Origin of the sequence: Streptomyces umbrinus, from assembly GCF_030817415.1 — a bacterium.
GTDB lineage: Bacteria > Actinomycetota > Actinomycetes > Streptomycetales > Streptomycetaceae > Streptomyces > Streptomyces umbrinus_A.
Genome location: NZ_JAUSZI010000002.1, coordinates 9,620,798 through 9,645,000 on the forward strand (window position 1 = coordinate 9,620,798; position 24,203 = coordinate 9,645,000).

Sequence of the window (24,203 nt, forward strand, 5' to 3'; positions counted from 1 at the left end):
CGGCCGGTCCGGGCCTCCGCGTCAGACGGCGCGGGGGCTTCGTGTCGGACAACCTTCAGACGACCCGGGCGATGGAACGCCCGGCCCACACGGGCGCCGTCTCCACCAGCGGGGCGAGCCGGTCGCGGACGCCCTCCGGGAACGGGGTGGCCCGTCCCGCCTTCTGGTCCACGTGGAGGGCGAGCAGTTCCGACGTGGCGACCACCGTGGCGTCCGCGTCAGGTGCGGCATTCGCCGCGTCCAGGACGAACATCTCGTGTGTGAAGTGCGCCTTCTTGCCGCCCGCCCCGAGGATCCGGGTGCGGACTCCCAGGTGGGCCCCCTCGGGTACGTCCCGCAGATAGCGGATGTGCGACTCGACCGTGTAGAGCGAACAGCCGCTGTCCGCGCGGTACATGGCGTCCATCCCCGTCGCGTCCATCATCGCGTCGGTGGCGTGGCCGAAGACGAGGACGTAGAACGCCTCGCTCAAGTGCCCGTTGTAGTCGATCCACTCGGGGTGCACGGTCTCGCGGAAGAGGGGCAGGGACGTCATCGGGCGCCGGTCCCGGGCAGCCGGCCGGTGGCGCGCAGCACGTCTATGACCCCCTGGTCGCGCTCCGCGACGAGGTCCGCGATCGTCCGTCCGGCGGAGGCGTCCTCGCAGCCCGCGACGACGGCGTCGTAGAGCGCCCGGTCCAGCTCCGGGGCCTCCAGCCGGGTCCACGGGGACTTCAGGGACGGGCCGAAGTGGTCCAGCATGTGCGCCATGCCGCCCTCCCCGCCTGCCAGGGCGAAGGTGAGCATCGGGCCCATGAACGCCCAGCGCAGACCGGGGCCCTCGGTGATGGACCTGTCTATCTCACGCACCGTCGCCTCGCCGTTGGCGACCATGTGCAGGGCCTCCCGCCACAGCGCCTCCTGGAGACGGTTGGCGATGAAACCGGGGACCTCGCGCTCCATGGTGATCACGGACTTGCCCGCGACCTCGTAGAAGCGGGAGGCCCACTCGACCGCCGCCGCGTCCGTGTGCTCGCCGCCGACGACCTCGACGAGCGGGACGAGGTACGGCGGATTGAAGGGGTGGCCGACGACCAGCCGGCCCGGGGTGACGGCCTCCGTCTGCATGTCCGTCATCGGATAGCCGGACGTGGACGAGGCGATGACGATCCCGGCGGGCGTCGCCGCGTCCAGTTTCGTCAGCAGCTCGCGCTTGAGCTCCAGCTTCTCCGGGGCGCTCTCCTGCACGAACTGGGCGTCCGACACCGCCTCTTCGAGCGTGTCGGTGACCGTCAGACGGGCCGGGGAGGCGCCCGGGGCGAGGCCCAACTGCTGCAGCGCGGGCCACGCGGCGTCCACCAGACGGCGCAGCCGGGCCTCGGCGTCGGGCGCCGGGTCCCAGGCCCTGACGGCGTAGCCGCGGGCCAGGAAGTGGGCGACCCAGCCGCCGCCGATGACCCCGGCACCGACGCAGGCCACGGTGCGTACGTCCTGGGGGGCGGGCCGGGACACTGAGGTCTGTGTGGTGTCGGGGGAGTCTGAAGTGTGGGGCACCAAGGGCTCCTTGAGGGCTCGGCGTGGGGGGCGTGTCGGGACGGCGGCTGTGGCCGGTGGTCTGTGAGGCGCACGGTCTCGGTGGGGCGCGAGGCCCCGATGGAGCGCGCGATCGGCGCGCTCCGGGCTCCGCGGGTCAGCCACGTGGCTTGAGGCCGAGCCTCAGCCGGGCCTCGTCCGGCGTCGCGACGCGGGCCCCCATCGCCTCGACGATCGTCACCGCGCGCTCGACCAGTTGCGCGTTGGTCGCCTTGACGCCCTTGCCGAGGTAGAGGTTGTCCTCCAGACCGACCCGGACGTGCCCGCCGAGCAGCACCGACTGGGCGACCCACGGCATCTGCATCCGCCCGAGGGCGAAGCTGGCCCACTGGGCGCCCTCCGGCAGCATGTTCACCATCGACTGCAGTACGCCCGGATCGGCGGGCGCGCCCCAAGGGATGCCCATGCACAGCTGGAAGACGGTCGGATCGTCCAGCAGCCCCTCGGTGCGCAACTGCTTGGCGAACCAGAGGTGCCCGGTGTCGAAGATCTCCAACTCGGGCCGTACGCCCAGCTCCTGGATGCGCCTCGCCCCCGTACGGAGCATGTCCGGGGTGGACACATAGAGGTTCGAGCCGTCGCCGAAGTTGAGGGAGCCGCAGTCCAGCGTGCAGATGTCGGGCAGCAGGTCCTCGACGTGCGGCAACCGGTCGAGTCCGCCCACGAGGTCGGTGCCGGGCAGGTGCCTCAGCGGCTCCTCCGGGTCGATGACCAGGTCGCCGCCCATGCCCGCGGTCAGGTTGACGACGACGTCCGTGCCGGTCTCCCTGATGCGCTCGACGACCTCCCGGTACAGCCGCGGGTCACGGGAGGGCGCCCCCGTCTCCGGATCGCGCACGTGGATATGGACTGCGGCCGCTCCGGCATCCGCTGCCTCGACGGCGGAGCGGGCGATCTGCTCGGGGGTCACGGGGACGTGCGGGCTCTTCCGCACGGTGTCGCCGGCACCGGTGAGGGCGCACGTGATGATGACGTCCTGGTTCATGGTCATGTGGGGGCCTCCGCTGTGCGGGGGTGGGTTTCGGGTGGGACGGTTGCTCGCATGGCGTTCATGCGTCGCATATAACGAACATGCCGCCTGGAGTCGTCGTCCGTCAAGGGCGCCCGCCGAGGGCACCGGCGGGGGAGCACTGCGCCACCCCCGGTGCTGGTCCCGCGGCTACTGCCGGACCACCGGCACTGCCCGCTCCTCCGAGGAACCGGCCGCCCGCCCCGAGGTGTCACAACGCGCGTGCCGCCCGCGCCACTTCGTCGGCCGCGCCACACGCCAGCGCGCCCAGCGCCGGGAAACGGGACTCGGGCACCCGGTCCTGCGGGCCCCAGATGCTGAGCACGGCGAACGGCCGGTCGCGGGTGCCGAGGACGGGTGCGGACACCCCGTACAGATTCCGCTCCATCTCACCCGCGCACACGCTGTATCCGCGCTCCCGCGTCTCAGCCAGCTCCGCGCGCAGCCGCCCCCGGTCGGCGATCGTCGTGTCGGTGTACGCGGTCAGCGGCTCGGCCAGCAGCACGTCCACCTCCTCCGCCGGCAGCCAGGCCAGCAGCGCCTTCCCGGTCGAGGTGGCGTGCAGCGGCGCCTGCCGCCCGAGCCACTTGGCGCTGAGGACCACCGGGGGAGTCACCTCGTCGACGTACGTCAGCCCGAGCTGCTGCACCACCGCGAGGTTGGCCGTCTCGCCCGTCTGCTCGCAGACCTGGCGCAGGATGCCGTGCGAGCGCCGGATCAGCCCGTCGAACCCGGCGGCCGAGGCCATCCGGGCGACCGCGAAACCCACGGTGTAACGGCTGGTCAGCGGATCGCGCTCGACCAGGCCGTACTGCTCCATGGTGGACAGCAGCCGCCAGGCCGTGGCCCGGTTGAGCCCGCAGCGGCTTGCGAGATTCGTCGCGGTGTCGCCGTCCGGCGCGCTGTCCGCCGTCGCCTCCAGCAGCGTGATCGCGCGCTCCAGGGACTGGACCTTGCCGGATGATCCACCGGGCTCGGCGAGGCGCGAGGCGGTGCCGTCAGTGCCGTCGGCGGTGCTGGTGCTGGTACTTGTGTCTGTGTCGCTGTCGTGGGCGCGAGGGGGCTTGGGCGTAGGCATTCCTTGGCTCCTGACGGTACCGGCTTGACTTCGGTCCAGCTTCTCATCATCCGTTCAGCTATCGCGCTATGTGAACGACCAAGTGATCAGAGGAGAGGCCGGCCATGGTGCCTGCGCCGAGAAGTGCCCCCCGCTCCGGACCGAACGCCGAGGTGCCGGACCCCGATATGATCTGACCGATCGTCGAAAGGCACCTCCGGCTCAGGGTCGGAGCAGCGCGACATCGGGGAGACAGACGTGAAGGGCTGGCAGTTCTGGGTCGACCGCGGTGGCACCTTCACCGATGTCGTCGCCCAGCGCCCCGACGGACGGCTGCTCACCCGCAAACTCCTCTCGGACAACCCGTCCCGGTACGCCGACGCGGCCGTGGCAGGCATTCGCGAACTCCTCACCGAAGCCGGTGACGCCTCAACAGGACGGGCGGCCGAGCAGGACCCCGGTCACCAGAACGGCCTACCGGTGGAATCCGTTCGTATGGGCACCACCGTCGCCACCAACGCACTCCTGGAGCGCAAGGGCGAACGCACCCTCCTCGTCGTCACCCGCGGCTTCCGCGACGCGCTGCGGATCGCCTATCAGAACCGCCCGCGGATCTTCGCCCGTGAGATCGAACTCCCCGAACTGCTCCACGAACGCGTCATCGAGGTCGACGAACGCATCGCCGCCGACGGCACCGTCCTGCGCGCCCCCGACCTGGAGGCCCTCGCCGGGCCCCTCCAGGAGGCGTACGACGCCGGAATCCGTGCCGTCGCCGTCGTCTGCATGCACAGTCACCTCCACCCCGCCCACGAACAGGCCGTCGGTGAGCTGGCCGCCCGCACCGGCTTCCCGCAGATCTCGCTCTCCAGCGAGGTCAGCCCCCTGATGAAACTCGTCCCGCGCGGCGACACGGCCGTCGTCGACGCCTATCTGTCGCCGGTCCTGCGCCGCTACGTCCAGCACGTCGCCGACGAACTCCGGGGCGTACGGCTGATGTTCATGCAGTCCAACGGCGGCCTCGCCGAAGCCGGACAGTTCCGCGGCAAGGACGCCATCCTCTCCGGGCCGGCCGGCGGCATCGTCGGCATGGCGCGGATGTCGCAACTGGCCGGCTTCGACCGGGTCATCGGCTTCGACATGGGCGGTACCTCCACGGACGTCTCGCACTTCGCGGGCGAGTACGAACGTGTCTTCACCACCCAGATCGCCGGAGTCCGGCTGCGCGCGCCCATGCTCGACATCCACACCGTCGCGGCGGGCGGCGGATCCGTCCTCCACTTCGACGGCTCCCGCTATCGCGTAGGGCCGGACTCGGCGGGAGCGGACCCCGGCCCCGCCTGCTATCGCGGCGGAGGCCCGCTCACCGTCACCGACGCCAACGTGGCCCTCGGCCGGATCCAACCCGCCCATTTCCCCAGGGTGTTCGGCTCCGACGGCGACCAGTCGCTCGACGACACCCTCGTCCGCGACCGCTTCACCGCCCTCGCCGACGAGATCCGCGAGCGGACCGGCGACGACCGCACCCCCGAGCAGGTCGCCGAGGGCTATCTGCAGATCGCCGTGGCCAACATCGCCAACGCCGTGAAGCGCATCTCGGTCCAGAAGGGCCACGACGTCACCCGCTACGCACTGACCACCTTCGGCGGTGCGGGCGGCCAGCACGCGTGCATGGTCGCCGACTCGCTCGGCATCCGCACGGTCCTCGTGCCGCCCATGGCCGGGGTGCTCTCCGCGCTCGGCATCGGGCTCGCCGACACCACGGCCATGCGCGAACAGTCCGTCGAGGCGCCCCTGGAAGCCTCCGCGATGCCGGGCATCCTCAAGACCGCCGACGGCCTGGAGGGCGCGGCCCGCGCCGAACTCCTCGCCGAGGACGTCCCCGAGGACCGCATCCGGGTCACCCGCCGGGCCCAACTGCGCTATGACGGCACGGACACGGCGCTCACCGTCGAGCTGACCGAGCCCGACGCCATGACCCGCGCCTTCGAAGACCGCCATCGCGCCACCTACTCCTTCACCCTCGACCGTCCGGTCGTCGTCGAAGCCCTCTCCGTGGAAGCCACCGGTCTCACCGAACCCCCCGATCTCTCCGCCCTGGTCACCCCGCACTCCGCTCCTGGCACCCCGGAGACGGTCAGCCTCCACACCGGCGGAACCTGGCGCGACGTACCCCTGCACCGCCGCGAGGAACTGCCCCCGGGCGACACCGTCACCGGCCCCGCGATCATCACCGAGGCCAGCTCGACGACCGTCGTCGACGACGGCTGGCAGGCGGCCATGACCGACGACGGGCATCTGGTCATGGAACGCGTGGCGGTCACGGAGAGTTCCGATCTCGGCACGGAAGTCGACCCCGTTCTCCTCGAAGTCTTCAACAGCCTCTTCATGGCCATCGCCGAACAGATGGGCGCCCGCCTGGAGTCCACCGCCCAGTCCGTCAACATCAAGGAGCGTCTGGACTTCTCCTGCGCACTCTTCGACCCCGACGGCAATCTGGTCGCCAACGCCCCGCATATCCCAGTGCACTTGGGCTCGATGGGCACCAGCGTCAAGGAGGTCATCCGCCGCCGCGGCGACAGCATGCGCCCCGGTGACACGTACGCGGTCAACGACCCGTACCACGGCGGCACGCACCTCCCCGACGTCACGGTGATCACCCCGGTCTTCGACACGGAGGGTGACGGCACAACGAGCGGCGACGAGACGGGCGGCGGCGAGACAGGCGGTGGTGAGACGGGCGGCGGCGGCGCCGACGGCGGGCGCATCCTCTTCTACGTCGCCTCGCGCGGCCACCACGCGGAGATCGGCGGCATCGCGCCGGGCTCCATGCCCGCCAACAGCCGCACCATCGAGGAGGAAGGCATCCTCTTCGACAACTGGCTGCTCGTGGAAGGCGGCCGCCTCAGGGAGGCCGAGACCCGAAGCCTCCTCACCGAGGCGCCCTACCCCTCGCGCAACCCGACGACCAACCTCGCCGACCTGCGCGCCCAGATCGCCGCCAACCAGAAAGGCGTCGACGAAGTCGCCCGCATGATCGAGCACTTCGGGCTCGACGTCGTCCAGGCGTACATGAAGCACGTCCAGGACAACGCCGAAGAGGCGGTCCGCCGCGTCATCGACACCCTTGAAGACGGCGAGTTCGCCTACGAGACCGACTCCGGTGCAGTGATCCGGGTCCACGTCTCCGTAGACCGCGAAAAACGCTCCGCGAAGGTCGACTTCACGGGCACGTCCCCGCAGCTCGCCACCAACTTCAACGCGCCGTTCGCGGTGGTCAACGCGGCCGTCCTGTACGTCTTCCGCACCTTGGTCGCCGACGACATCCCGCTCAACGACGGCTGCCTGCGGCCCCTCGACATCGTCGTGCCGCCCGGGTCGATGCTCGCCCCGGAACCTCCGGCCGCCGTAGTGGCGGGAAATGTGGAGACGTCACAGGCGATCACCGGCGCCCTGTACGGTGCTCTCCGGGTGCAGGCCGAGGGCTCCGGCACCATGAACAACGTCACCTTCGGCAACGAGCGGTTCCAGTACTACGAGACCGTGGCCTCCGGGTCCGGCGCGGGCGACGGCTTCCCCGGCGCGCCCGTCGTACAGACCCACATGACCAACTCGCGACTCACGGACCCTGAGGTCCTGGAGTGGCGACTGCCGGTCCAGCTCGACGAGTTCGCCGTACGACGCGGCAGCGGCGGGGCCGGACGGTGGCGGGGCGGTGACGGTGCCGTACGCCGCATCCGGTTCCACGAGCCGATGACCGTCTCCACGCTCTCCCAGCACCGCAGGGTCCCGCCCTACGGTATGGCGGGCGGCGAACCCGGGACGCTGGGCGCCAACCGCGTGGAGCGCGCGGACGGCACGGTCACCGAACTCGCCGGGAGCGACGCGGCCGAGGTCGGACCCGGCGACGTGCTGGTCATCGAAACACCCGGCGGCGGCGGATACGGGCCGCCACCGCCCGGCACCACCGAAGCAAGCACCACCGCTGAACCAGGCTCCACCACCCAAGCAGGCTCCACCGATGCAAGCTCCACCGAAGCACGCGACACCACTGAAGCAGGAGAAGAGAACGATGATCTTCGGGCGCACTGAGCGCGGCAAGGCCCCCGTCGAGCCCGTCACGCTCAAGATCCTCGTGGCGGGCGGCTTCGGCGTGGGCAAGACGACCATGGTCGGCGCCGTCAGCGAGATCAAGCCGCTGCGCACCGAGGAGTTGCTGACCGAGGCGGGGCGTCCCGTCGACGACACCAGCGGTGTGGAGGGCAAGCACACCACCACGGTCGCCATGGACTTCGGCCGCATCACGCTCCGCGAGGACCTGGTGCTGTACCTCTTCGGGACACCCGGTCAGAACCGCTTCTGGTTCCTGTGGGACGAGCTCGCCACCGGCGCCCTGGGTGCCGTCGTCCTCGCCGACACCCGCCGCCTGGAGGACTGCTTCGCCGCCGTCGACTACTTCGAGCGCCGGTCCATACCGTTCGTGGTGGGCGTCAACTGCTTCGAGGGCGCGGCCCGTTACCCCATCGATGACGTCCGTCAGGCCCTCGACCTGGACCCCGGGGTCCCCGTCGTCCTGTGTGACGCGCGCGGCCGGGAGTCGGTCAAGGAAGTCCTCATCGAGGTCGTCCAGCACGCGATGGCGTACGCCGCCGAGCGCCGCCAGACAGTCACCACCTGAGACACCGGCCGGCGGCGCCCAGCCGGCCCGGGCAGCAAGTAGCGGCACGAGTACGGCCCGTACCCCCGCCGACAGGGGTACGGGCCGCAGTCCTCAGGCACTGCCGATGGGCCGCTCACGTGGGCATCGAGGTCCACGCGCGCGCGTGGACCTCGAAAACGGGTGGGTCAGCCCTCGCCGTCCTCGTGCCAGCCGAAGCTCTTCTCCACCGCCTTGCGCCAGTTGTGGTACTCGCGGTCACGGACGGACGCCTCCATGTCGGGCGTCCACTCGACGTCCTTCTGCCAGTGCGTCTTCAGCTCGTCGAGGTCGTTCCACACCCCGGTCGCCAGACCGGCCGCGTACGCGGCGCCCAGGCAGGTCGTCTCGGAGACCTTCGGGCGGATCACCGGCACCCCGAGGACATCCGCCTGGTGCTGCATCAGCAGATTGTTCTTGGTCATGCCGCCGTCCACCTTCAGGGTCGTGATCTGCACCCCGGAGTCCTGGAACATCGCGTCCACGACCTCACGCGTCTGCCAGCTCGTCGCCTCCAGGACGGCCCGCGCGAGGTGCCCCTTCGTGACGTACCTGGTCAGCCCGGTGACGACACCGCGCGCGTCGGAACGCCAGTAGGGCGCGAACAGGCCCGAGAACGCGGGCACGATGTACGCGCCACCGTTGTCGTCGACGCTCGCGGCGAGGGTCTCGATCTCGTCGGCGCTACGGATGATGCCGAGCTGGTCGCGGAACCACTGCACCAGCGCCCCGGTGATCGCGATGGACCCTTCGAGGCAGTAGACCGGCGCCTCCGTGCCGATCTTGTACCCCATCGTGGTCAGGAGCCCGTTCTTCGAGGGAACGGGCCGGTTCCCGGTGTTGAGCAGCAGGAAGCTGCCCGTTCCGTACGTGTTCTTGGCCGTGCCCACGTCGTAGCAGGCCTGTCCGAACACCGCCGCCTGCTGGTCGCCCAGCGCCGACGCCACCGGGACGCCCGCGAGTTGGCCCACGGCGGTCCCGTACACCTCGGACGAGGACTTGATCTCCGGGAGGACGGCCTCGGGGACGTTCATCGCGGAGAGGATGGACTGGTCCCACTGGAGTGTTTCGAGGTTCATCAGCATGGTGCGGCCGGCGTTGGTCACGTCGGTGACGTGCCGTCCGCCGTCGGTGCCGCCGGTGAGGTTCCAGATCAGCCAGGAGTCGATCGTGCCGAAGGCGATCTCGCCGCGTTCGGCACGGGCCCGAAGTCCCGGCACGTTGTCGAGCAGCCAGGCAGCCTTGGGCCCGGAGAAGTAGCTGGCCAGGGGCAGTCCGGTCTGCTCACGGAAACGGTCCTGCCCGTCCGAGCCGCCGAGTTCGTTGCAGAGCGCGGAGGTACGGGTGTCCTGCCAGACGATCGCGTTGTGTACGGGCTTGCCCGTGGCGCGGTCCCACAGGACCGTCGTCTCGCGCTGGTTGGTGATCCCCAGCGCGCTGAGCTGGTCGGCGCGGAGCCCCGCCTTCGCGAGCGCGCCCGCGACCACGGCCTGCACCTTCGACCAGATCTCGGTGGCGTCGTGCTCCACCCAGCCCGGCTTGGGGAAGATCTGGCGGTGTTCTCGCTGGTCGACGGCGACGATGGCGCCGTCCTGGTTGAAGACGATGCAGCGGCTGGACGTGGTGCCCTGGTCGATTGCGGCGACGAACTTGTCCGTCATGACGTCCCCTTCGTCGGATTCTTCGGACGGCTGCCTCAGAAGGCTGCTTTGAAGATGAGCCCGGCAAGCACTCCGCCGATCAGCGGCCCCACCACCGGGATCCACGAGTAGCTCCAGTCCGAGGTCCCCTTGTTGGGGATCGGCAGGATGGCGTGAGCGATGCGCGGGCCCAGGTCACGGGCCGGGTTGATGGCGTACCCCGTGGGACCACCGAGTGACAGACCGATGCCGACCACCAGGAACGACACGATCAGGATCGCGGTGCCGGACTCGCCGAGCCCCTTGGTGAGGCCGAACGCCAGGATCGGCAGTACCAGACCGATGGTCGCGATGATCTCGGTGATGAGGTTCGCCACGGGATTGCGGATCGCGGGGCCGGTGGAGAAGATCCCGAGCGTGGGCTGCGCTATCTCCTCGTCGGCGTTGGCCTGGAACTGGGCGTAGTAGACCAGCCAGCACAGCACGGCGCCCAGGAAGGCGCCGACCATCTGTCCGGCGATGTAGATGTGGACCTTGTCCCAGTCCCCGGTGTCTATGGCGATGCCGACGGTCACCGCCGGGTTGAGGTGCCCGCCGGACAGCGGCGCCGCGGTGTAGGCCCCGGCCAGTACGCCGAAGCCCCAGCCGAACGCGATGACGACCCAGCCGGCGTCCTTCGCCTTGGAGTAGTTGAGTACGACCGCGGCGACCACTCCGGCGCCGAAGAGGATCAGAATCGCTGTGCCGATGACCTCACCGACGAAAATGTCTCCGTTGCTCATGGCGGCTCCTAGGCCCAAGCCCGGGGCGATCCGCCCCGGTCCACCGTGCAGGGTGCGTTCCCATGGCTACTTCAGCCGAGGACAGGGAGATCCCGCGCCCCGCCCGGCGTCCGTGACGAGCGTGCCGTCGTAGTCGGATCGCCCGTGGGGGCATGACCCGTTGGCGCAGGCCAGGGCCTGCGCGGCGCAGTGCCTGAATACGCCGGAATGCGGCGATGCCGACTGACACCGGAAGTGTTCACCGGCACTGTGGGAGCGTCAAGGTCGCGGGCGACAACGGTTCGCGCCCGCGCAGACGACTCGACGGGGCGGCCGCGTTCCGGGGTGCGTATACGGCGGCGGAGAGCGTGAGGACGGGGGGTTCCGCGGCGGGAGCCGGCCGGGGCTCGTCGGCGCTCGGCCGGTCAGCGGGGAACGCGGCCTTCGGAGTGCGTGCACGTCGGTGCAGGGCGTGGGTGCCGGTGACCCGGGCGGCGAAGGCGGCCCGGGAGATCTCCCGAATCGGCCGGGCCGGTGGCGTGACCTTCACGGCACCGCGGGGCGAGCCGGTGCTGTCCCTGCGGCCCTCAGCCGCTCGGCAGTCGACAGCTGACCCCAGTCCTCAGCCGCCCGGGAGCTCTCAGCTGCCCGCGCGCCTGCCGGTCGCCCCGGGGTGGCAAGCACCCTGAGCCCCGGCCGACCCACCACCGCGGCACCCCCCCGCCACCGCTCGGCCGGCCCGCGGCCGAGGGCACCTCACCCCCGCCCGGGCCCGCCCGCCCAACTCTCGGCATGCGCCGGCGCCGCTCCCGAGCCCCGTCGGATCTCGTGGCCGGGCAGGCCCGCACGGCCGAGCACCCAACTGGCCCCCCGGAGGGACTTCGCGGCCTGCTTGAGGGGCGCCAGAGACGCGGCGGCCTCACGGTGGTCGGTGACGCTGCCGGGGGCGCACAGCACGGTGGCGAGGGACAGCGTGACGGCGAGCCCGCCCGCCGACCAGGGTGTGTCGAGCACCGACGTGGCCAGTGGATCGAGCCACTCCGGATCCGCCAGGACCAGGAAGTCGTCACCGCCGATGTGCCCCACGCGTGTGGCCCCGGACGCGGCCGCCTGCAACGCCCGCCCCACCGCCCGGATCAGTTCGTCGCCGGCCGCGAACCCCGCACCGTCGTTGACCCGCTTGAAGCCGTCGACGTCCAGCCAACTGAGCGTGAACACCCGCCCGTCGGCGATCCACCGGTCCACCTCACCGGTGATCGTGTCCGAACCGGGCAGCCGCGTCAGCGGATTGAGCCCGGCGGCCTCCTCGACACGGCTCTCCGCCAGCGCCCGTACGAGATCCGCCAGCCGTACGACGCCCACGCACCGCCCGAGCCGGTCGACGACCGCGACATCGTCCGACGTACGGTCACGCGCCCCGTCCGCCACCACGTCGAGAACCTCCCACGCGGTCGCGTCGACCCCGACCGTGCGCGGCGGATCACCCAGCCTCGCGGCGGGCCGGTCGGCGTACAGCGCGTGCCCATAGCGCCCCGACAGCGACAGCAGGAACCGCGACCGGTGCACCGACCGCACAGGCACTCCGGCTGCGTCCACGAGCACCACCCCGGAGACGTCCGGCGACCCGGTCAGCAGCGCTCGCACCTGCCCCGCCGACGCCCCGGCGGGCAACAGCGCGGCAGGCCGTACGAACTGTCGTACGGGCGGCCCGTAGGGCGGCGTCGCCGCGGCCACGGGAGAGAGGGCCGGAACGTACACATCCGCCGCGGGCCGCCGCGCCGGAGGCGCGAACAGCTCGCCCTGCGCCAACTGCGCGCCCGCGGACACCGCCGCCGCGCACTGCGACTCGGTCTCCACGCCCTCGACGGACAGCAGCGCCCCGAGCTGCTCGCACAGCGTGCGCATCGCCCGCACCACCGCCGGCCTGGACAGCAGGGACGCGTCCAGCTTCACCAGGTCGGGCGCGAGATCCGCGAGCACCCGCAGGGGTACGTCACCGTCGCCGATGCCGTCCGCGCAGATCCGGAAGCCCTCGTCCCGCAGCACCGACACTGCTTCGACGAGCGCCTGGTGCGGTACGTGGGTGAAGGGCGGGCCGACGTCGACCGTCACCTCCCACGGCATGCGCCCGGCCTCCCGCACCTCGTCACGGAGCGCCGCGAGCCCTCCGAGATCGGCGAGGGTCCCGGCGAACACGTTGACGTGCAGCGGCAGCAGCGTCTCCTGACGGGCCGCCGCCCGCATCGCCAACGCGGCCAGCCGGCCGTCGAGTTCGGGATCCCGGCGCGCCTGCGCGAGGATGTCACCGGACTCCGGACGGGCGAGTATCTCCAGCGCCGTGACCCCTCCGGTCGTCAGATTGACGACCGGCTGGAAGGCGAAGCGGACAGTATCCGTCCAGGAGGGCACGGAAGCATAATGACGCCACCCGCGTACGCCCAGGCGCAGTTCACGAGCTGTTCACGCACGATTCTGGGCCGATCACACAGCGTGTGGACGACCCCCGCCGGGCACGCCGGGCCTCCTCACCTGACGGCGATCACGGACGACCCGTGCCCGAACAGCCCCTGGTTCGCGGTGATCCCCACCAGCGCACCCGCGACCTGCCGGTCACCCGCCGCTCCCCGCAACTGCCAGGTGAGCTCGCAGACCTGGGCGATGGCCTGCGCCGGAACGGCCTCTCCGAAGGAGGCGAGTCCGCCGCTGACGTTCACCGGTATTCGCCCGCCCAGTGCCGTCGCGCCCTCGCGCAGCAACTTGGCCGCCTCGCCCTCGCCGCACAGCCCCAGATCCTCGTACCACTGCAACTCCAGGGACGTGGACAGGTCGTAGACCTCGGCGAGCGAGAGATCCCCCGGGCCGACGCCGGCCTCCTCGTACGCGGCCCGCGCGATCGACGCGCGGAACGTGTCGGCCGCCGGCTCCGCCGCGACCGCAGAGTCCGTCGCGATGTCGGGAAGGTCCAGCACGGTGTTGGGATAGCGCGGCGTCACCGTGGACACCGCGCGGATCCGCACCCGGTCCGCCGTCCCGTGGCGGCGTGCGAACTCCATGCTGGACAGCACGAGCGCCGCCGCCCCGTCCGAAGTCGCGCAGATGTCGAGCAGCCGCAGCGGATCGGCCACGACGGCCGAGGCGGCGACCTGTTCGGCCGTGACCCGCTTGCGGTAGCGGGCGTTGGGGTTCAGCGCACCCAGAGCCGCGTTCTTCACCTTGACCTGCGCGAAGTCCTCCAGGGTGTCCCCGTGGACGGCCATCCGCCGCCGTGCGTACAGCCCGAAGTACGTCGGATTCGTCGCCCCAAGGACCCGGAACCGCAGCCAGTCCGGATCGTCGGCCCGGTCCCCGCCCGCAGGCCGGAAGAACCCCTTGGGGGCCGCGTCCGCGCCCACCACCAGAACCACGTCCGCGAGACCCGAAAGGATCTGCGCCCGCGCGGTGTTGACGGCCTGCGCCCCCGACGCGCACGCCGCGTACACGCTCGCGACCCGGGCGCCCTGCCAGCCCAGTGCCTTGGCGAACGTCGCCCCCGCCACATAACCCGGGTATCCGCCACGGACCGTGTCCGCGCCGACGATCGAGCCGACGTCCCGCCAGTCGACCCCCGCGTCGGCGAGCGCCGCGCGCGCGGCCACCGTCCCGTACTCCACGAAGCCGCGCCCCCACTTGCCCCAGGGGTGCATGCCCGCACCGAGCACCGCCACTTCACCCGTCATGCCGTCACCCCCGTCGGCCGCCAGTGCCACGTAGTCCAGGTCGTCTCCGCGTCCTCGTTCAGCACGCCCGGGACGACCTCCACCTCCATGCCCACCGCCAGGTCGGCGACGGTCACCCCGGGAACGGTCTGTCCGAGCACCACGAGCCGTTCGGATTCCAGTTCCACAGCGATCAACGCGTACGGCCGCCATTCGAGTTCCGGATCGGACACATACGGTGACGGCGGCCGGTACCGGCTGTCGGTGTACGACCACACGCGGCCGCGCCGCGACAGCGGAACCTCTTCCAGATCGCCGCCGGGGCAACCCGGATTGCGGCAGAAGGCGTCCTCACGGGGGAAGAACACCGACGCGCAGGCCGAGCAGCGTGTGCCGAGGAGCCGGAACTCCTCTCCCTCGCCGGTGAACCAGCCGGTGACCACGGGTGTACGGGTGCGCGACAAGATCCCTCCACGACACTGGATCTGACGGAACGTCAGAAGTGTGCCACGGGCAGGGTCGATTGGGCAGGGCGGCGGAGTGCGTCACGGAGTACAAGACGGGTCGTCACGGGGAGAACCGATCAGGCCTCCTGAGCGTCGGAGTATCGGTAGGGACGGCCGGGGCCCACGGGGGTGGTTCCGGCCGTCCCTCATCTCTGAGTACTTCCTGAGCCACGCGGGTCGCCTCCCGCCCCGGCTGTATCGGGTCGCCCGATCGGGCGCGGACTGTATCCGATCTCTTCCCCCGGGGAACCTGCACCTGATAGACGCAGGGACATGACACGACTCTCCATGGCGGTACGCAGCTTCGTCACCGTCCTCGCCGCCCTGCTGGCCGTCACCGCGGCTTCCGCGACGGCCCGGGCCACGACCGAGCCGAAGGCTCCCGCCGACTTCGTGGCCCTGAGATCCGTGGACCCGACGATCATCCAGGAGATCCGCTACTTCACCCCGCACAACTTCGTGGGCGAGCGCATCGACGGCTACCGGCAGCCCCTCTGCATCCTCACCAGGCCCGCCGCCGAAGCCCTCCACCAGGCCCAGCAGCGACTGCTGGGGCAGGGCTACTCCCTGAAGGTGTACGACTGCTACCGGCCCCAGCGGTCCGTGGACCACTTCGTCCGCTGGGCCAAGGACCTCGAAGACCAGACCATGAAGGCCGAGTTCTACCCGAACGTCGACAAGACCCGTCTGTTCGAGGACGGTTACATCGCGGAGAAGTCCGGCCACAGCCGCGGCTCGACCATGGACCTCACCCTCGTGAAGCTCCCGGCGTTGCCGACCCGCCCGTACGTCCCCGGAGAGCCCCTCGTGCCCTGCTTCGCGCCCCAGGGCGAGCGTTTCCCGGACAACTCCGTGGACATGGGCACCGGTTACGACTGCTTCGACACCCTGTCGCACACCCTCGACCCGCGCATCCAGGGACAGCAGCGCGCCAACAGGCTGCTCCTGAAGGACACCCTCGAAGGCCTCGGTTTCGTGAACCTGGCAGAGGAGTGGTGGCACTTCACGTACAAGCCCGAGCTGTACCCCGACACCTATTTCGACTTCCCGGTGTCGATGAAATCCCTCATCCAGTCTCACTGAGGCGGCCCGCGCAGACGTCCTTGTGATGATCGGATACAGTCCGGGCGTGTCTCCAACCCAGATCCCGTCCGCCAACTCCGCGCCGGACTCCCACTGTTCGAGCTGCGGCGCGCCCTACGGAGAGGGCGTTTCCGGCTGGCCCCGCACCTGCTCCTCCTGCCGCACCGTGGCCTACCGCAACCCGATTCCGGTCGCGGTGGCCCTGCAGCCCGTGTACGACACCAAGGGTGCGGCCCTGGTCGTCATCACCCGGACCATCGCTCCCGCGCGCGGGGGTATTGCCCTGCCCGGAGGGTTCATCGACCAACGGGAGGACTGGCGGCAGGCCGTCGTCCGTGAACTCAAGGAGGAGACGGGCATCGCCGCGGCCGGCCGCGACGTACGGCTCGTCGACGCCCTGAGCTCCCCCGACGGCCACCTGCTGCTCTTCGGAGCCCTCCCGGAGCGACCGGTGGCCGACCTGCCGCCGTCCGTCGCGACCGACGAGACCGAGGGCTGGCAACTGCTCCGCAGGGCGACCGAACTCGCCTTCCCGCTGCACACCCTGGCGGCGAAGGCGTGGTTCGAGGGCCGGTACGTCTGAGAGCTCTTCACGCGCCCCGGCGGGGGGCCACGCCCGACCGGGGCGGGCTCCCACCGAGGCTGTGGGCCTCTTCAGCGGCGTGTCACAACGCTCCCAGCCCCCGCACCCGAACGGGCAGTGACGGCTCACTGCGGCCGTCCTCCCCGTACCGCTCGACGATCACCCGCTTCCCCTTCCGGCGCGTCACATAGCGCTCGATCTCCGGCTCGTCCCAGCCGTCGCCCGAGTCCGCCACCACCAGCCCGCCCCCGGTCCGTCCGCGGGCGGGCGCCCACACCTCCAGCTCCAGACCGCCGTCCTCGCCACGCACCGGCAGGACGGCCCCCGCACGGGCCAGGACCGGAATCCGCGACAAGGGGGCGTCGATCAGCACCTGCGCGGGCCCTTCGTACGCCTCCTCGGTCACCGTGTCGTACCAGCGCCCCCGCGGCAGCTGCACCGCACGCCGATCGGCGCCCGGGTCCAGCACCGGCGCCACCAGAAGACAGTCACCCAGCAGGAAGGCGTCCTCGCAGTCCCGCAGCGCCCTGTCCTCCGGCGCGCCCCACCACACCGGCCGCACATAGGGCGCACCCGTACGGCGTGCCAGATGCGCCAGCGTCATGAAGTACGGCAGCAGCCGCCGCCGTTCGACGAGCGCCACGCGTGCGTGCCCGAGAACGTCGTCACCGAACTCCCACGGCTCCCTGCGCCCCGCCCGCAGACTCGCGTGCGTACGGAACAGGGGCAGGTACGCCCCCAGCTGGAACCACCGCAGATACAGCTCGGGGGAGGGGCTCCCGTCGAAGCCGCCCACATCGGGACCCGAATACGGCACGCCGCACAGCCCGAGGCCCATCACCAGCGACAGGGACGCCCGCAGGCCGGGCCACCCCGTGGCCACGTCCCCGGACCAGGTCCCTCCGTAGCGCTGCATTCCGGCCCACCCGGAGCGCGAGAACAGGAACGGCCGCTCCTGGGGCGTCAGTTCGCGCAGGCCTTCGTAGCCGGCTCGCGCCATGCCGAGCGCGTACACGTTGTGCGCCTCACGATGGTCACCGCCGCGACCCTCCAGGTCGTGCCGCGCCGAACGGGGCAGCGTCGACTCCCCGAAGGCGGCGAAGGACACCGGCTCGTTCATGTCGTGCCAGAAACCCGCGAACCCCTGGGAGAGCCGCTCTTCGTAGAGGTCGCCCCACCACCGGCGCGTACGCGCGCGCGTGAAGTCCGGATAGACCACCTCGCCCGGCCAGACCACCCCACGCACGGGCTGCCCGGCGGCGTCCCGCACGAAGGCCTCCTCGGCGGTCCCACTGTCGTACACGGCGTTGCCGGGCTCGGCCTTCACCGCCGGATCCACGATCGACACCAGCCGGATCCCGTCCCGGCGCAGTTCCTCGGCGAGCACCGGCAGCTTCGGGAAGCGGTCGCGGTCGACCGTGAACACCTGATGCGCGTCGAAGTGGTCGATGTCGAGGTGCACGGCCTCCAGCGGCAGCCCGCGCTCGTGATAGCCGCCGACGATCCGCCGCACCTCCTCCTCGCTCCCGAAGCCCCATCGCGCGTGATGGTGCCCCAGGGCCCAGGCCGGCGGCAGCGCGGCGGCTCCGGTCAGGGACGCCCAGGCGTGCAGCACGCGCGCGGGATTGCCCACCATCACCCAGCAGCGCAGGGGCCCGCCGTCCATGCGGAGTTCGCTCGTCCCGGCCCGGTCGTGCCCGGACCCGGCACCTTCCTCGCCCTCGCGCAGCGTCACACCGCCGTCCCATGTGCTGTCGTGGAAGACCAGGTGGGTGGCCGCGTCGGCCACCACCATCTGCACCGGCATGGTGACGTAGAGCGGATCGTCGCCGGGCCCGAAGGCGTGCCCAGGATCGGTGTTCCACAGCCGATACGTTCCGTCGCGCAGCCGGGGCCCCGACGCGCGCCCGCCCAGTCCGAAGAACCGCGCGTCCGCGGCCACTTCGGACCGCTGCATCCAGCGCGCCTCCCCACCACCGACCGGCTCCCACCACCGCGGTGGCAGATCCCGCCGCAGGGTCACCCCGCCCGGCGTACGCACCTCCACGGCCCCGTGCCGCGACACGACGACCGTCATCCGCTCCGCCACGACCCGCCAGGCGCCGTCCTTGTCAGGCTCCAGCACGGCCCGGGGGTCCGGTTCGGGAGAGGGACCCGCGAGCGCGTACGACGGCTCTGGCCCCACCCCGTCCCAGCTCCAGAAGACGGCTCCGCCGGCCGTGACGGTGACCCGCAGCTCCGACCGGGTGAACCGGACGACTCCACCACCGGGACCCGGCTCGACACTCAGCACCGGCCCGGGAACCCGCGCCCGCTCGGCGCCCCGTGGTGGCAGCCCCGAGGCGTCGGCACGCCTCCTCCGCCACGCGGCCCGCACGGTACGCAGCCCCTGGGCCGATCCCACCGAACCGACCGCCTTCATCGAACGCACCAGGTCACGACCGTCCATGCTGCTCAGCCTGCCACTCGAAACGGTCGCTGAGTGCGTCGTTCAACTTCCGTTCACCCGTGGCAGGACCACATCTTCACGCGCCGGACTATGTGGGGCCCGCCCTGGTGCGGAAGTCGATCACATGGCATCGTCCGTGGGAGCCGCGTGACGCGCACACCCCAGCCCGTGCGCGGTACACGCACACGACGCGCACAGTCCGGGAGCCGCCCCATGACCTCAGCGAACCCCTCGCCGCTCTGGCAACCCGACCCGGGCCGCATCGCCCAGTCACAGATCACCCGATTCCAGACCTGGGCGGCCGAGCACCACGGAGCCCCCGCAGAGGGCGGTTACGCCGCTCTGCACCGCTGGTCCGTGGACGAACTGGACACGTTCTGGAAAGCCGTCACCGAGTGGTTCGACGTACGGTTCTCGACCTCCTACGCGCGCGTGCTGGGCGACCGCTCGATGCCGGGCGCACAGTGGTTCCCCGGAGCCACCCTCAACTACGCCGAGCACGCCCTGCGAGCGGCCGACACCCGAGCGGACGAACCGGCCCTCCTCCATGTCGACGAGACCCACGAACCGATCCCGGTCAGCTGGTCCGAACTGCGCCGCCAGGTCGGCTCCCTGGCCGCCGAACTCCGAGCTCTCGGTGTACGCCCGGGGGACCGCGTCAGCGGCTACCTCCCGAACGTGCCCCAGGCCGTGGTCGCCCTCCTCGCCACCGCGGCCGTCGGCGGCGTCTGGACGTCCTGCGCCCCCGACTTCGGCGCCCGCAGCGTCCTCGACCGCTTCCAGCAGGTCGAACCGGTTGTGCTGTTCACCGTCGACGGCTACCGCTACGGCGGCAAGGAGCACGACCGCCGCGACACCGTCGTCGAACTGCGCCGCGAACTGCCCACCCTGCGCGCCGTCGTCCACATCCCGCTGCTCGGCACCGAGGCCCCCGAGGGCACCCTGGAATGGTCGGCCCTCACATCGGCGGACGTAACGCCCGTCTACGAAGAGGTCCCTTTCGACCATCCCCTGTGGGTGCTCTACTCCTCCGGCACGACCGGCCTCCCCAAGGCCATCGTCCAGTCCCAGGGCGGCATCCTCGTCGAACACCTCAAGCAGCTCGGCCTCCACTGCGACCTGGGCCCCGAGGACCGCTTCTTCTGGTACACCTCCACCGGCTGGATGATGTGGAACTTCCTCGTCTCCGGCCTCCTGACGGGCACCACGATCGTCCTGTACGACGGCAGCCCCGGCTTCCCGGACACCGGCGCCCAGTGGCGCATCGCCGAACGCACCGGCGCCACCCTCTTCGGTACGTCGGCGGCATACGTCATGGCCTGCCGGAAGGCGGGCGTCCACCCCTCCCGCGACTTCGACCTCTCCCGCGTCCAGTGCGTCGCCACCACCGGCTCGCCCCTGCCGCCCGACGGATTCCGCTGGCTGCACGACGAGGTGCGCGACGACCTGTGGATCGCCTCCGTCAGCGGCGGCACCGACGTGTGCTCCTGCTTCGCCGGAGCCGTCCCCACCCTCCCGGTCCACGTCGGCGAACTCCAGGCCCCCGGCCTCGGCACCGACCTCCAGTCCTGGGACCCGAGCGGCGAACCCCTCATCGACGAGGTCGGCGAACTCGTCGTCACCAACCCCATGCCGTCGATGCCCATCCGCTTCTGGAACGACCCCGACGGCAGCCGCTACCACGACAGCTACTTCGACACGTACCCCGGAGTGTGGCGCCACGGCGACTGGATCACCGTCACCTCACGCGGCTCCGTCATCATCCACGGCCGCTCGGACTCCACCCTCAACCGCCAGGGCGTCCGCATGGGTTCGGCCGACATCTACGAAGCCGTGGAGAGGCTCCCCGAGATCCGCGAATCCCTCGTCATCGGCATCGAACAGCCCGACGGCGGCTACTGGATGCCCCTCTTCGTCCACCTCGCTCCAGGAGCCGTACTCGACGACGCCCTCCTGAGCCGCATCAAGCAGACAATCCGCGAACAACTCTCCCCTCGCCACATCCCCGACGAGGTCATCGAGGTACCCGGAGTCCCGCACACCCTCACCGGCAAGCGCATCGAGGTCCCGGTCAAGCGTCTCCTCCAGGGCACCCCCTTGGAGAAGGCGGTCAACCCCGGCTCCATCGACAACCTCGACCTGCTCAGCTTCTACGAGGAGCTGGCCCGCAAGCGCGCCTGACCAACCCCGCATTCCAGCGCCGCCCCGGGCGTGATCCCCCCCACGTCCGAGGGGCGTTGTCAGTGCTGCTGGTTACTGTGAGTGAGCATTGATCGACTGCACGCAGGGGGAAAAATGACACACACCCAGCACCAGACCATGCGGCGCGTCCTGCGCCGTGAAATCGCCGGAACCATCGGCCTGTTGACCGACGAGCAGGACTTCACCGCGATGCGGCGGCGCTACCGCACCTTCACCTTCGACAACCACGCGAGCTATCTCCAGCAGGTGGAAGCCCTGCTCCGGACCCTCGCCTCCCAGGGCGGCCACACCACGGTGGCACTCTTCGACCCCGAGGAGTACGCGGAGTTCTGCGCCGAACACGGCCTGGAACCCGACACCCCGTCCAGCCGCACCCGCTTCACCGCGGAACTCGCCGCGACAGGCGCGACCGTCCCGTACGAGGGCCAGTCCCTCGACCACCTCGTCCCGAACCTCATCGACGAAGCCGTCCGACAGGCCACTTGGGAGTACGCGACGACGCTGCTGTCCCGCATCGGCACCTGCGCGTCCTGCGGCGAGGACATCGGCCGAATCGCCTTCGTGCGCGCCTCCGACCTGCTCGTCCGCATCCTCGACGCCTCGGGCCCGGGCGAGCGCCACCTTGTGTGCAGCGTCTCCACGGAGCCCGAAACGCTCGTAGCGGTCCTCCGGGCCGACGACGACCAGCACGGAACACCCCACCTGGACGAGGCCGAAGCTCTGGAATTCACCACCGTGCTCGCACTGGGCATCGCCACCCAAAGCCCCGGTGGCCTGGTGATGCGCGCCGCCACCCCCGATTCGACCGACCGTGTCTACGGCTGGCGCCTGCGCGGCGAAGGCCTGGAACCGCTCACCGCCGGCGAGGTCTTCGACGCCTACTGCACGGACGTCGAATCCGGCGACCTCGTCTCCCCGGAGTCGGGCGTCGACTACTGCGCACCACCGGACCTGGGAGAGGACGGGCCCACCACACGGCACACGCACTGAACACACGAGGGGCGCCCCACCCTCAGGCGGAGCGCCCCTCGACCACGGTGCACGGCACCGACGACTACTCGCCGGACAGCACCGCCTGTGCTGCCGTGCGCGCTTCCTCGGCACTGTCGCAGGCACGCGCGGCCGCCGCGGCACGCTCGCACTGCGCCAGCGTGTACTTGGCCAGCGTCGCGCGTACATAGGGAATCGACGCGGCACCCATGGAGAGAGAGGTGACACCGAGACCGGTCAGCACACACGCGAGCAGCGGGTCCGAAGCGGCCTCGCCGCAGACACCACAGCTCTTGCCCTCGGCCTTGGCGGCCTCGGCGGACAGCGCGACCAGGTCGAGCAGCGCGGGCTGCCACGGATCCTGCAGCCGGGACACCGCACCCACCTGGCGGTCGGCGGCGAAGGTGTACTGCGCGAGGTCGTTGGTCCCCAGTGACAGGAACTCGACCTCCTGCAGGATCGACCGCGCCCGCAGAGCGGCCGACGGAATCTCGACCATGGCACCGAACTTCGCCTGCAGGCCCGCCTCACGGCAAGCGTCGGCGAACGCCTTGGCGTCGGCACGGTCCGCGACCATCGGCGCCATCACCTCGAGGTAGACAGGCAGTCCCTCGGAAGCCTTCGCGAGCGCCGTCAGCTGCGTCCGCAGCACATCGGGGTGGTCGAGCAGCGAACGCAGCCCGCGCACGCCCAGCGCCGGGTTCGGCTCATCGGCCGGCGTCAGGAAGTCGAGCGGCTTGTCGGCGCCCGCATCGAGCACCCGCACCACGACCCGCCCCTCGGGGAAGGCCTCGAGCACCTTGCGATACGCCTCGACCTGCTTCTCCTCCGACGGCGCGTTCTTGCTGTCGTCAAGGAAGAGGAACTCGGTACGGAACAGACCCACGCCCTCGGCACCGGCCTCGACCGCCGCAGGAACGTCCGCGGGACCACCGACGTTGGCCAGCAGCGGCACCTTGTGCCCGTCAGAGGTGGCACCGGGCCCGGTCGTGGCTGCCAGCGCGGCCCTGCGCGCAGCGGCCGCGGCCTCCATCTCGGCCTTCTTCTCGGCACTCGGGTTCACGAAGATCTCACCGGTACTGCCGTCCACGGCGACCAACGTGCCCTCGGCGAGCTCACCCGCGCCCGGCAGCGCCACCACGGCGGGAACACCGAGCGCCCGAGCCAGGATCGCGCTGTGGCTGGTCGGTCCACCCTCCTCGGTGACAAAACCGAGGACCAGCGTCGGGTCCAGCAGGGCGGTGTCGGCGGGCGCCAGGTCACGAGCGATGAGGACGTACGGCTCGTCGCTGTCCGGCACACCCGGCATCGGCACACCGAGGAGCCGGGCGACGATACGGTTCCGCACGTCGTCGAGGTCCGCCACACGTCCGGCGAGGTACTCACCGGCGTTCGCCAGCAGCGCGCGATACGCGGCGAACGCGTCGTACACCCCGCGCTCCGCCGTGCTCCCGACCGCGATACGCCGCTCGACATCGGCCATGAGCTCTGGGTCCTGGGCCATCATGGCCTGGGCCTCGAGAACGGCCTGGGCTTCGCCGCCCGCCAGATTGCCGCGCGCCATCAGGTCGGCCGCAACGGCTTCGACGGCCTTGCGGGCGCGCCCCTGTTCGCGCTCCGCGTCCTCCGTCGGTATCTGCTTGGCAGGCGGCTCCAGCACCGCCGTTCCCATGTGCCGAACCTCGCCGATCGCCACACCGTGGCTCACGCCGACGCCTCGCAGCGTTGTCTCCATGTCACCCGTCTCCGATAGAGCGGCGGGTCCCGCCGCCGCGATGGTTGTCGTGCCTGCTGCTCATGACGGCAGGGAGTCAGTGCCAGCCGAAGAGAGCGTCGCCAGCCTTCACATCGGCGTCAACGCTGACGTCGGAGAGGGACTCAGCCGTGGCCTCGAGTGCCACGATGGGGCAGATGGGGGACTTGCCGGCGGCCTCGACGGCAGCCGGGTCCCAGCGCACCACGG

The 24,203-nt window shown here is 70.9% G+C and carries 18 protein-coding genes (1 of these 18 cut by a window edge); 6 read left to right on the top strand and 12 right to left on the bottom strand.

Translation table 11 applies throughout. The features are described from left to right. Positions 1 to 55 precede the first annotated feature (55 nt). The 4 genes from QF035_RS42510 to QF035_RS42525 form a co-directional block, all read right to left on the bottom strand. Positions 56 to 535 carry a thioesterase family protein gene (locus tag QF035_RS42510; protein ID WP_307526791.1) on the bottom strand — a complete coding sequence of 160 codons (480 nt, stop codon included), beginning with the start codon at positions 533 to 535 and terminating at the stop codon, positions 56 to 58. Continuing rightward, positions 532 to 1,536 carry a 3-hydroxyacyl-CoA dehydrogenase NAD-binding domain-containing protein gene (locus QF035_RS42515; protein ID WP_373466815.1) on the bottom strand — a complete coding sequence of 335 codons (1,005 nt, stop codon included), beginning with the start codon at positions 1,534 to 1,536 and terminating at the stop codon, positions 532 to 534. The genes QF035_RS42510 and QF035_RS42515 overlap by 4 nt, the downstream gene beginning before the upstream one ends. 133 nt (positions 1,537 to 1,669) lie before the next feature. Next, positions 1,670 to 2,563, bottom strand: coding sequence for a 3-keto-5-aminohexanoate cleavage protein (locus tag QF035_RS42520; RefSeq protein WP_307526793.1), 894 nt, complete (start codon positions 2,561 to 2,563; stop codon positions 1,670 to 1,672). Positions 2,564 to 2,792: 229 nt separating this feature from the next. Next, positions 2,793 to 3,659 (bottom strand): IclR family transcriptional regulator, encoded by an 867-nt coding sequence (locus QF035_RS42525; protein ID WP_307526795.1) that lies wholly within the window; start codon positions 3,657 to 3,659, stop codon positions 2,793 to 2,795. A gap of 237 nt (positions 3,660 to 3,896) precedes the next feature. On the opposite strand from QF035_RS42525, the gene QF035_RS42530 reads away from it, so the two are divergent. Beyond that, positions 3,897 to 7,727, top strand: a complete 3,831-nt coding sequence (locus QF035_RS42530; RefSeq protein WP_307526797.1) for a hydantoinase B/oxoprolinase family protein — start codon at positions 3,897 to 3,899, stop codon at positions 7,725 to 7,727. Beyond that, positions 7,708 to 8,313 carry a GTP-binding protein gene (locus QF035_RS42535; protein ID WP_307526799.1) on the top strand — a complete coding sequence of 202 codons (606 nt, stop codon included), beginning with the start codon at positions 7,708 to 7,710 and terminating at the stop codon, positions 8,311 to 8,313. Before QF035_RS42530 ends, QF035_RS42535 begins: the two co-directional genes overlap by 20 nt. 167 nt (positions 8,314 to 8,480) lie before the next feature. On the opposite strand, the gene glpK is transcribed toward QF035_RS42535, so the two are convergent. The 5 genes from glpK to QF035_RS42560 form a co-directional block, all read right to left on the bottom strand. Beyond that, complete coding sequence (gene glpK / locus QF035_RS42540; protein ID WP_307526801.1) at positions 8,481 to 9,992, bottom strand: glycerol kinase GlpK; 1,512 nt, start codon at positions 9,990 to 9,992, stop codon at positions 8,481 to 8,483. A gap of 35 nt (positions 9,993 to 10,027) precedes the next feature. After that, positions 10,028 to 10,753, bottom strand: coding sequence for an MIP/aquaporin family protein (locus tag QF035_RS42545; protein WP_055613366.1), 726 nt, complete (start codon positions 10,751 to 10,753; stop codon positions 10,028 to 10,030). A gap of 735 nt (positions 10,754 to 11,488) precedes the next feature. After that, complete coding sequence (locus QF035_RS42550) at positions 11,489 to 13,141, bottom strand: GGDEF domain-containing protein (protein ID WP_307526804.1); 1,653 nt, start codon at positions 13,139 to 13,141, stop codon at positions 11,489 to 11,491. Positions 13,142 to 13,257: 116 nt separating this feature from the next. Further along, positions 13,258 to 14,448 (bottom strand): lipid-transfer protein, encoded by a 1,191-nt coding sequence (locus QF035_RS42555; protein ID WP_307526806.1) that lies wholly within the window; start codon positions 14,446 to 14,448, stop codon positions 13,258 to 13,260. Then, the gene (locus tag QF035_RS42560) at positions 14,445 to 14,870 is read right to left on the bottom strand and encodes a Zn-ribbon domain-containing OB-fold protein (protein ID WP_307531829.1); all 426 of its coding nucleotides are present in this window, start codon (positions 14,868 to 14,870) and stop codon (positions 14,445 to 14,447) included. Before QF035_RS42560 ends, QF035_RS42555 begins: the two co-directional genes overlap by 4 nt. Before the next feature lie 336 nt (positions 14,871 to 15,206). Between QF035_RS42560 and QF035_RS42565 the strand changes: the two genes are divergently transcribed. Both QF035_RS42565 and QF035_RS42570 read left to right on the top strand, forming a co-directional pair. After that, a complete protein-coding gene (locus tag QF035_RS42565) occupies positions 15,207 to 16,016 on the top strand; it encodes a M15 family metallopeptidase (protein ID WP_307526807.1) in 810 nt (269 codons plus the stop codon). 25 nt (positions 16,017 to 16,041) lie between these two features. Next, positions 16,042 to 16,599 (top strand): NUDIX domain-containing protein, encoded by a 558-nt coding sequence (locus QF035_RS42570; protein WP_373466816.1) that lies wholly within the window; start codon positions 16,042 to 16,044, stop codon positions 16,597 to 16,599. 82 nt (positions 16,600 to 16,681) lie between these two features. Here QF035_RS42570 and QF035_RS42575 read toward each other — a convergent pair whose 3' ends face one another. Further along, a complete protein-coding gene (locus QF035_RS42575) occupies positions 16,682 to 19,048 on the bottom strand; it encodes a glycoside hydrolase family 31 protein (RefSeq protein WP_307526811.1) in 2,367 nt (788 codons plus the stop codon). Positions 19,049 to 19,261: 213 nt separating this feature from the next. On the opposite strand from QF035_RS42575, the gene QF035_RS42580 reads away from it, so the two are divergent. Together QF035_RS42580 and QF035_RS42585 are read left to right on the top strand one after the other, a co-directional pair. Next, positions 19,262 to 21,229: an acetoacetate--CoA ligase gene (locus QF035_RS42580; protein ID WP_307526814.1), complete on the top strand. Its 1,968-nt coding sequence runs from the start codon at positions 19,262 to 19,264 to the stop codon at positions 21,227 to 21,229. A gap of 114 nt (positions 21,230 to 21,343) precedes the next feature. After that, entirely contained in the window at positions 21,344 to 22,240 is an 897-nt protein-coding gene (locus QF035_RS42585) for a hypothetical protein (protein ID WP_307526815.1), read from the top strand. Positions 22,241 to 22,304: 64 nt separating this feature from the next. Here QF035_RS42585 and ptsP read toward each other — a convergent pair whose 3' ends face one another. Both ptsP and QF035_RS42595 read right to left on the bottom strand, forming a co-directional pair. Continuing rightward, positions 22,305 to 23,975: a phosphoenolpyruvate--protein phosphotransferase gene (ptsP, locus tag QF035_RS42590; RefSeq protein WP_269652972.1), complete on the bottom strand. Its 1,671-nt coding sequence runs from the start codon at positions 23,973 to 23,975 to the stop codon at positions 22,305 to 22,307. Between the two features lie 76 nt (positions 23,976 to 24,051). Further along, positions 24,052 to 24,203: the final stretch of a PTS sugar transporter subunit IIA gene (locus QF035_RS42595; RefSeq protein WP_307526818.1), read on the bottom strand. 298 nt of this gene lie beyond the right edge of the window; 152 of the gene's 450 nt are visible here — the last part of the coding sequence; its start codon lies beyond the right edge, outside the window; its stop codon occupies positions 24,052 to 24,054.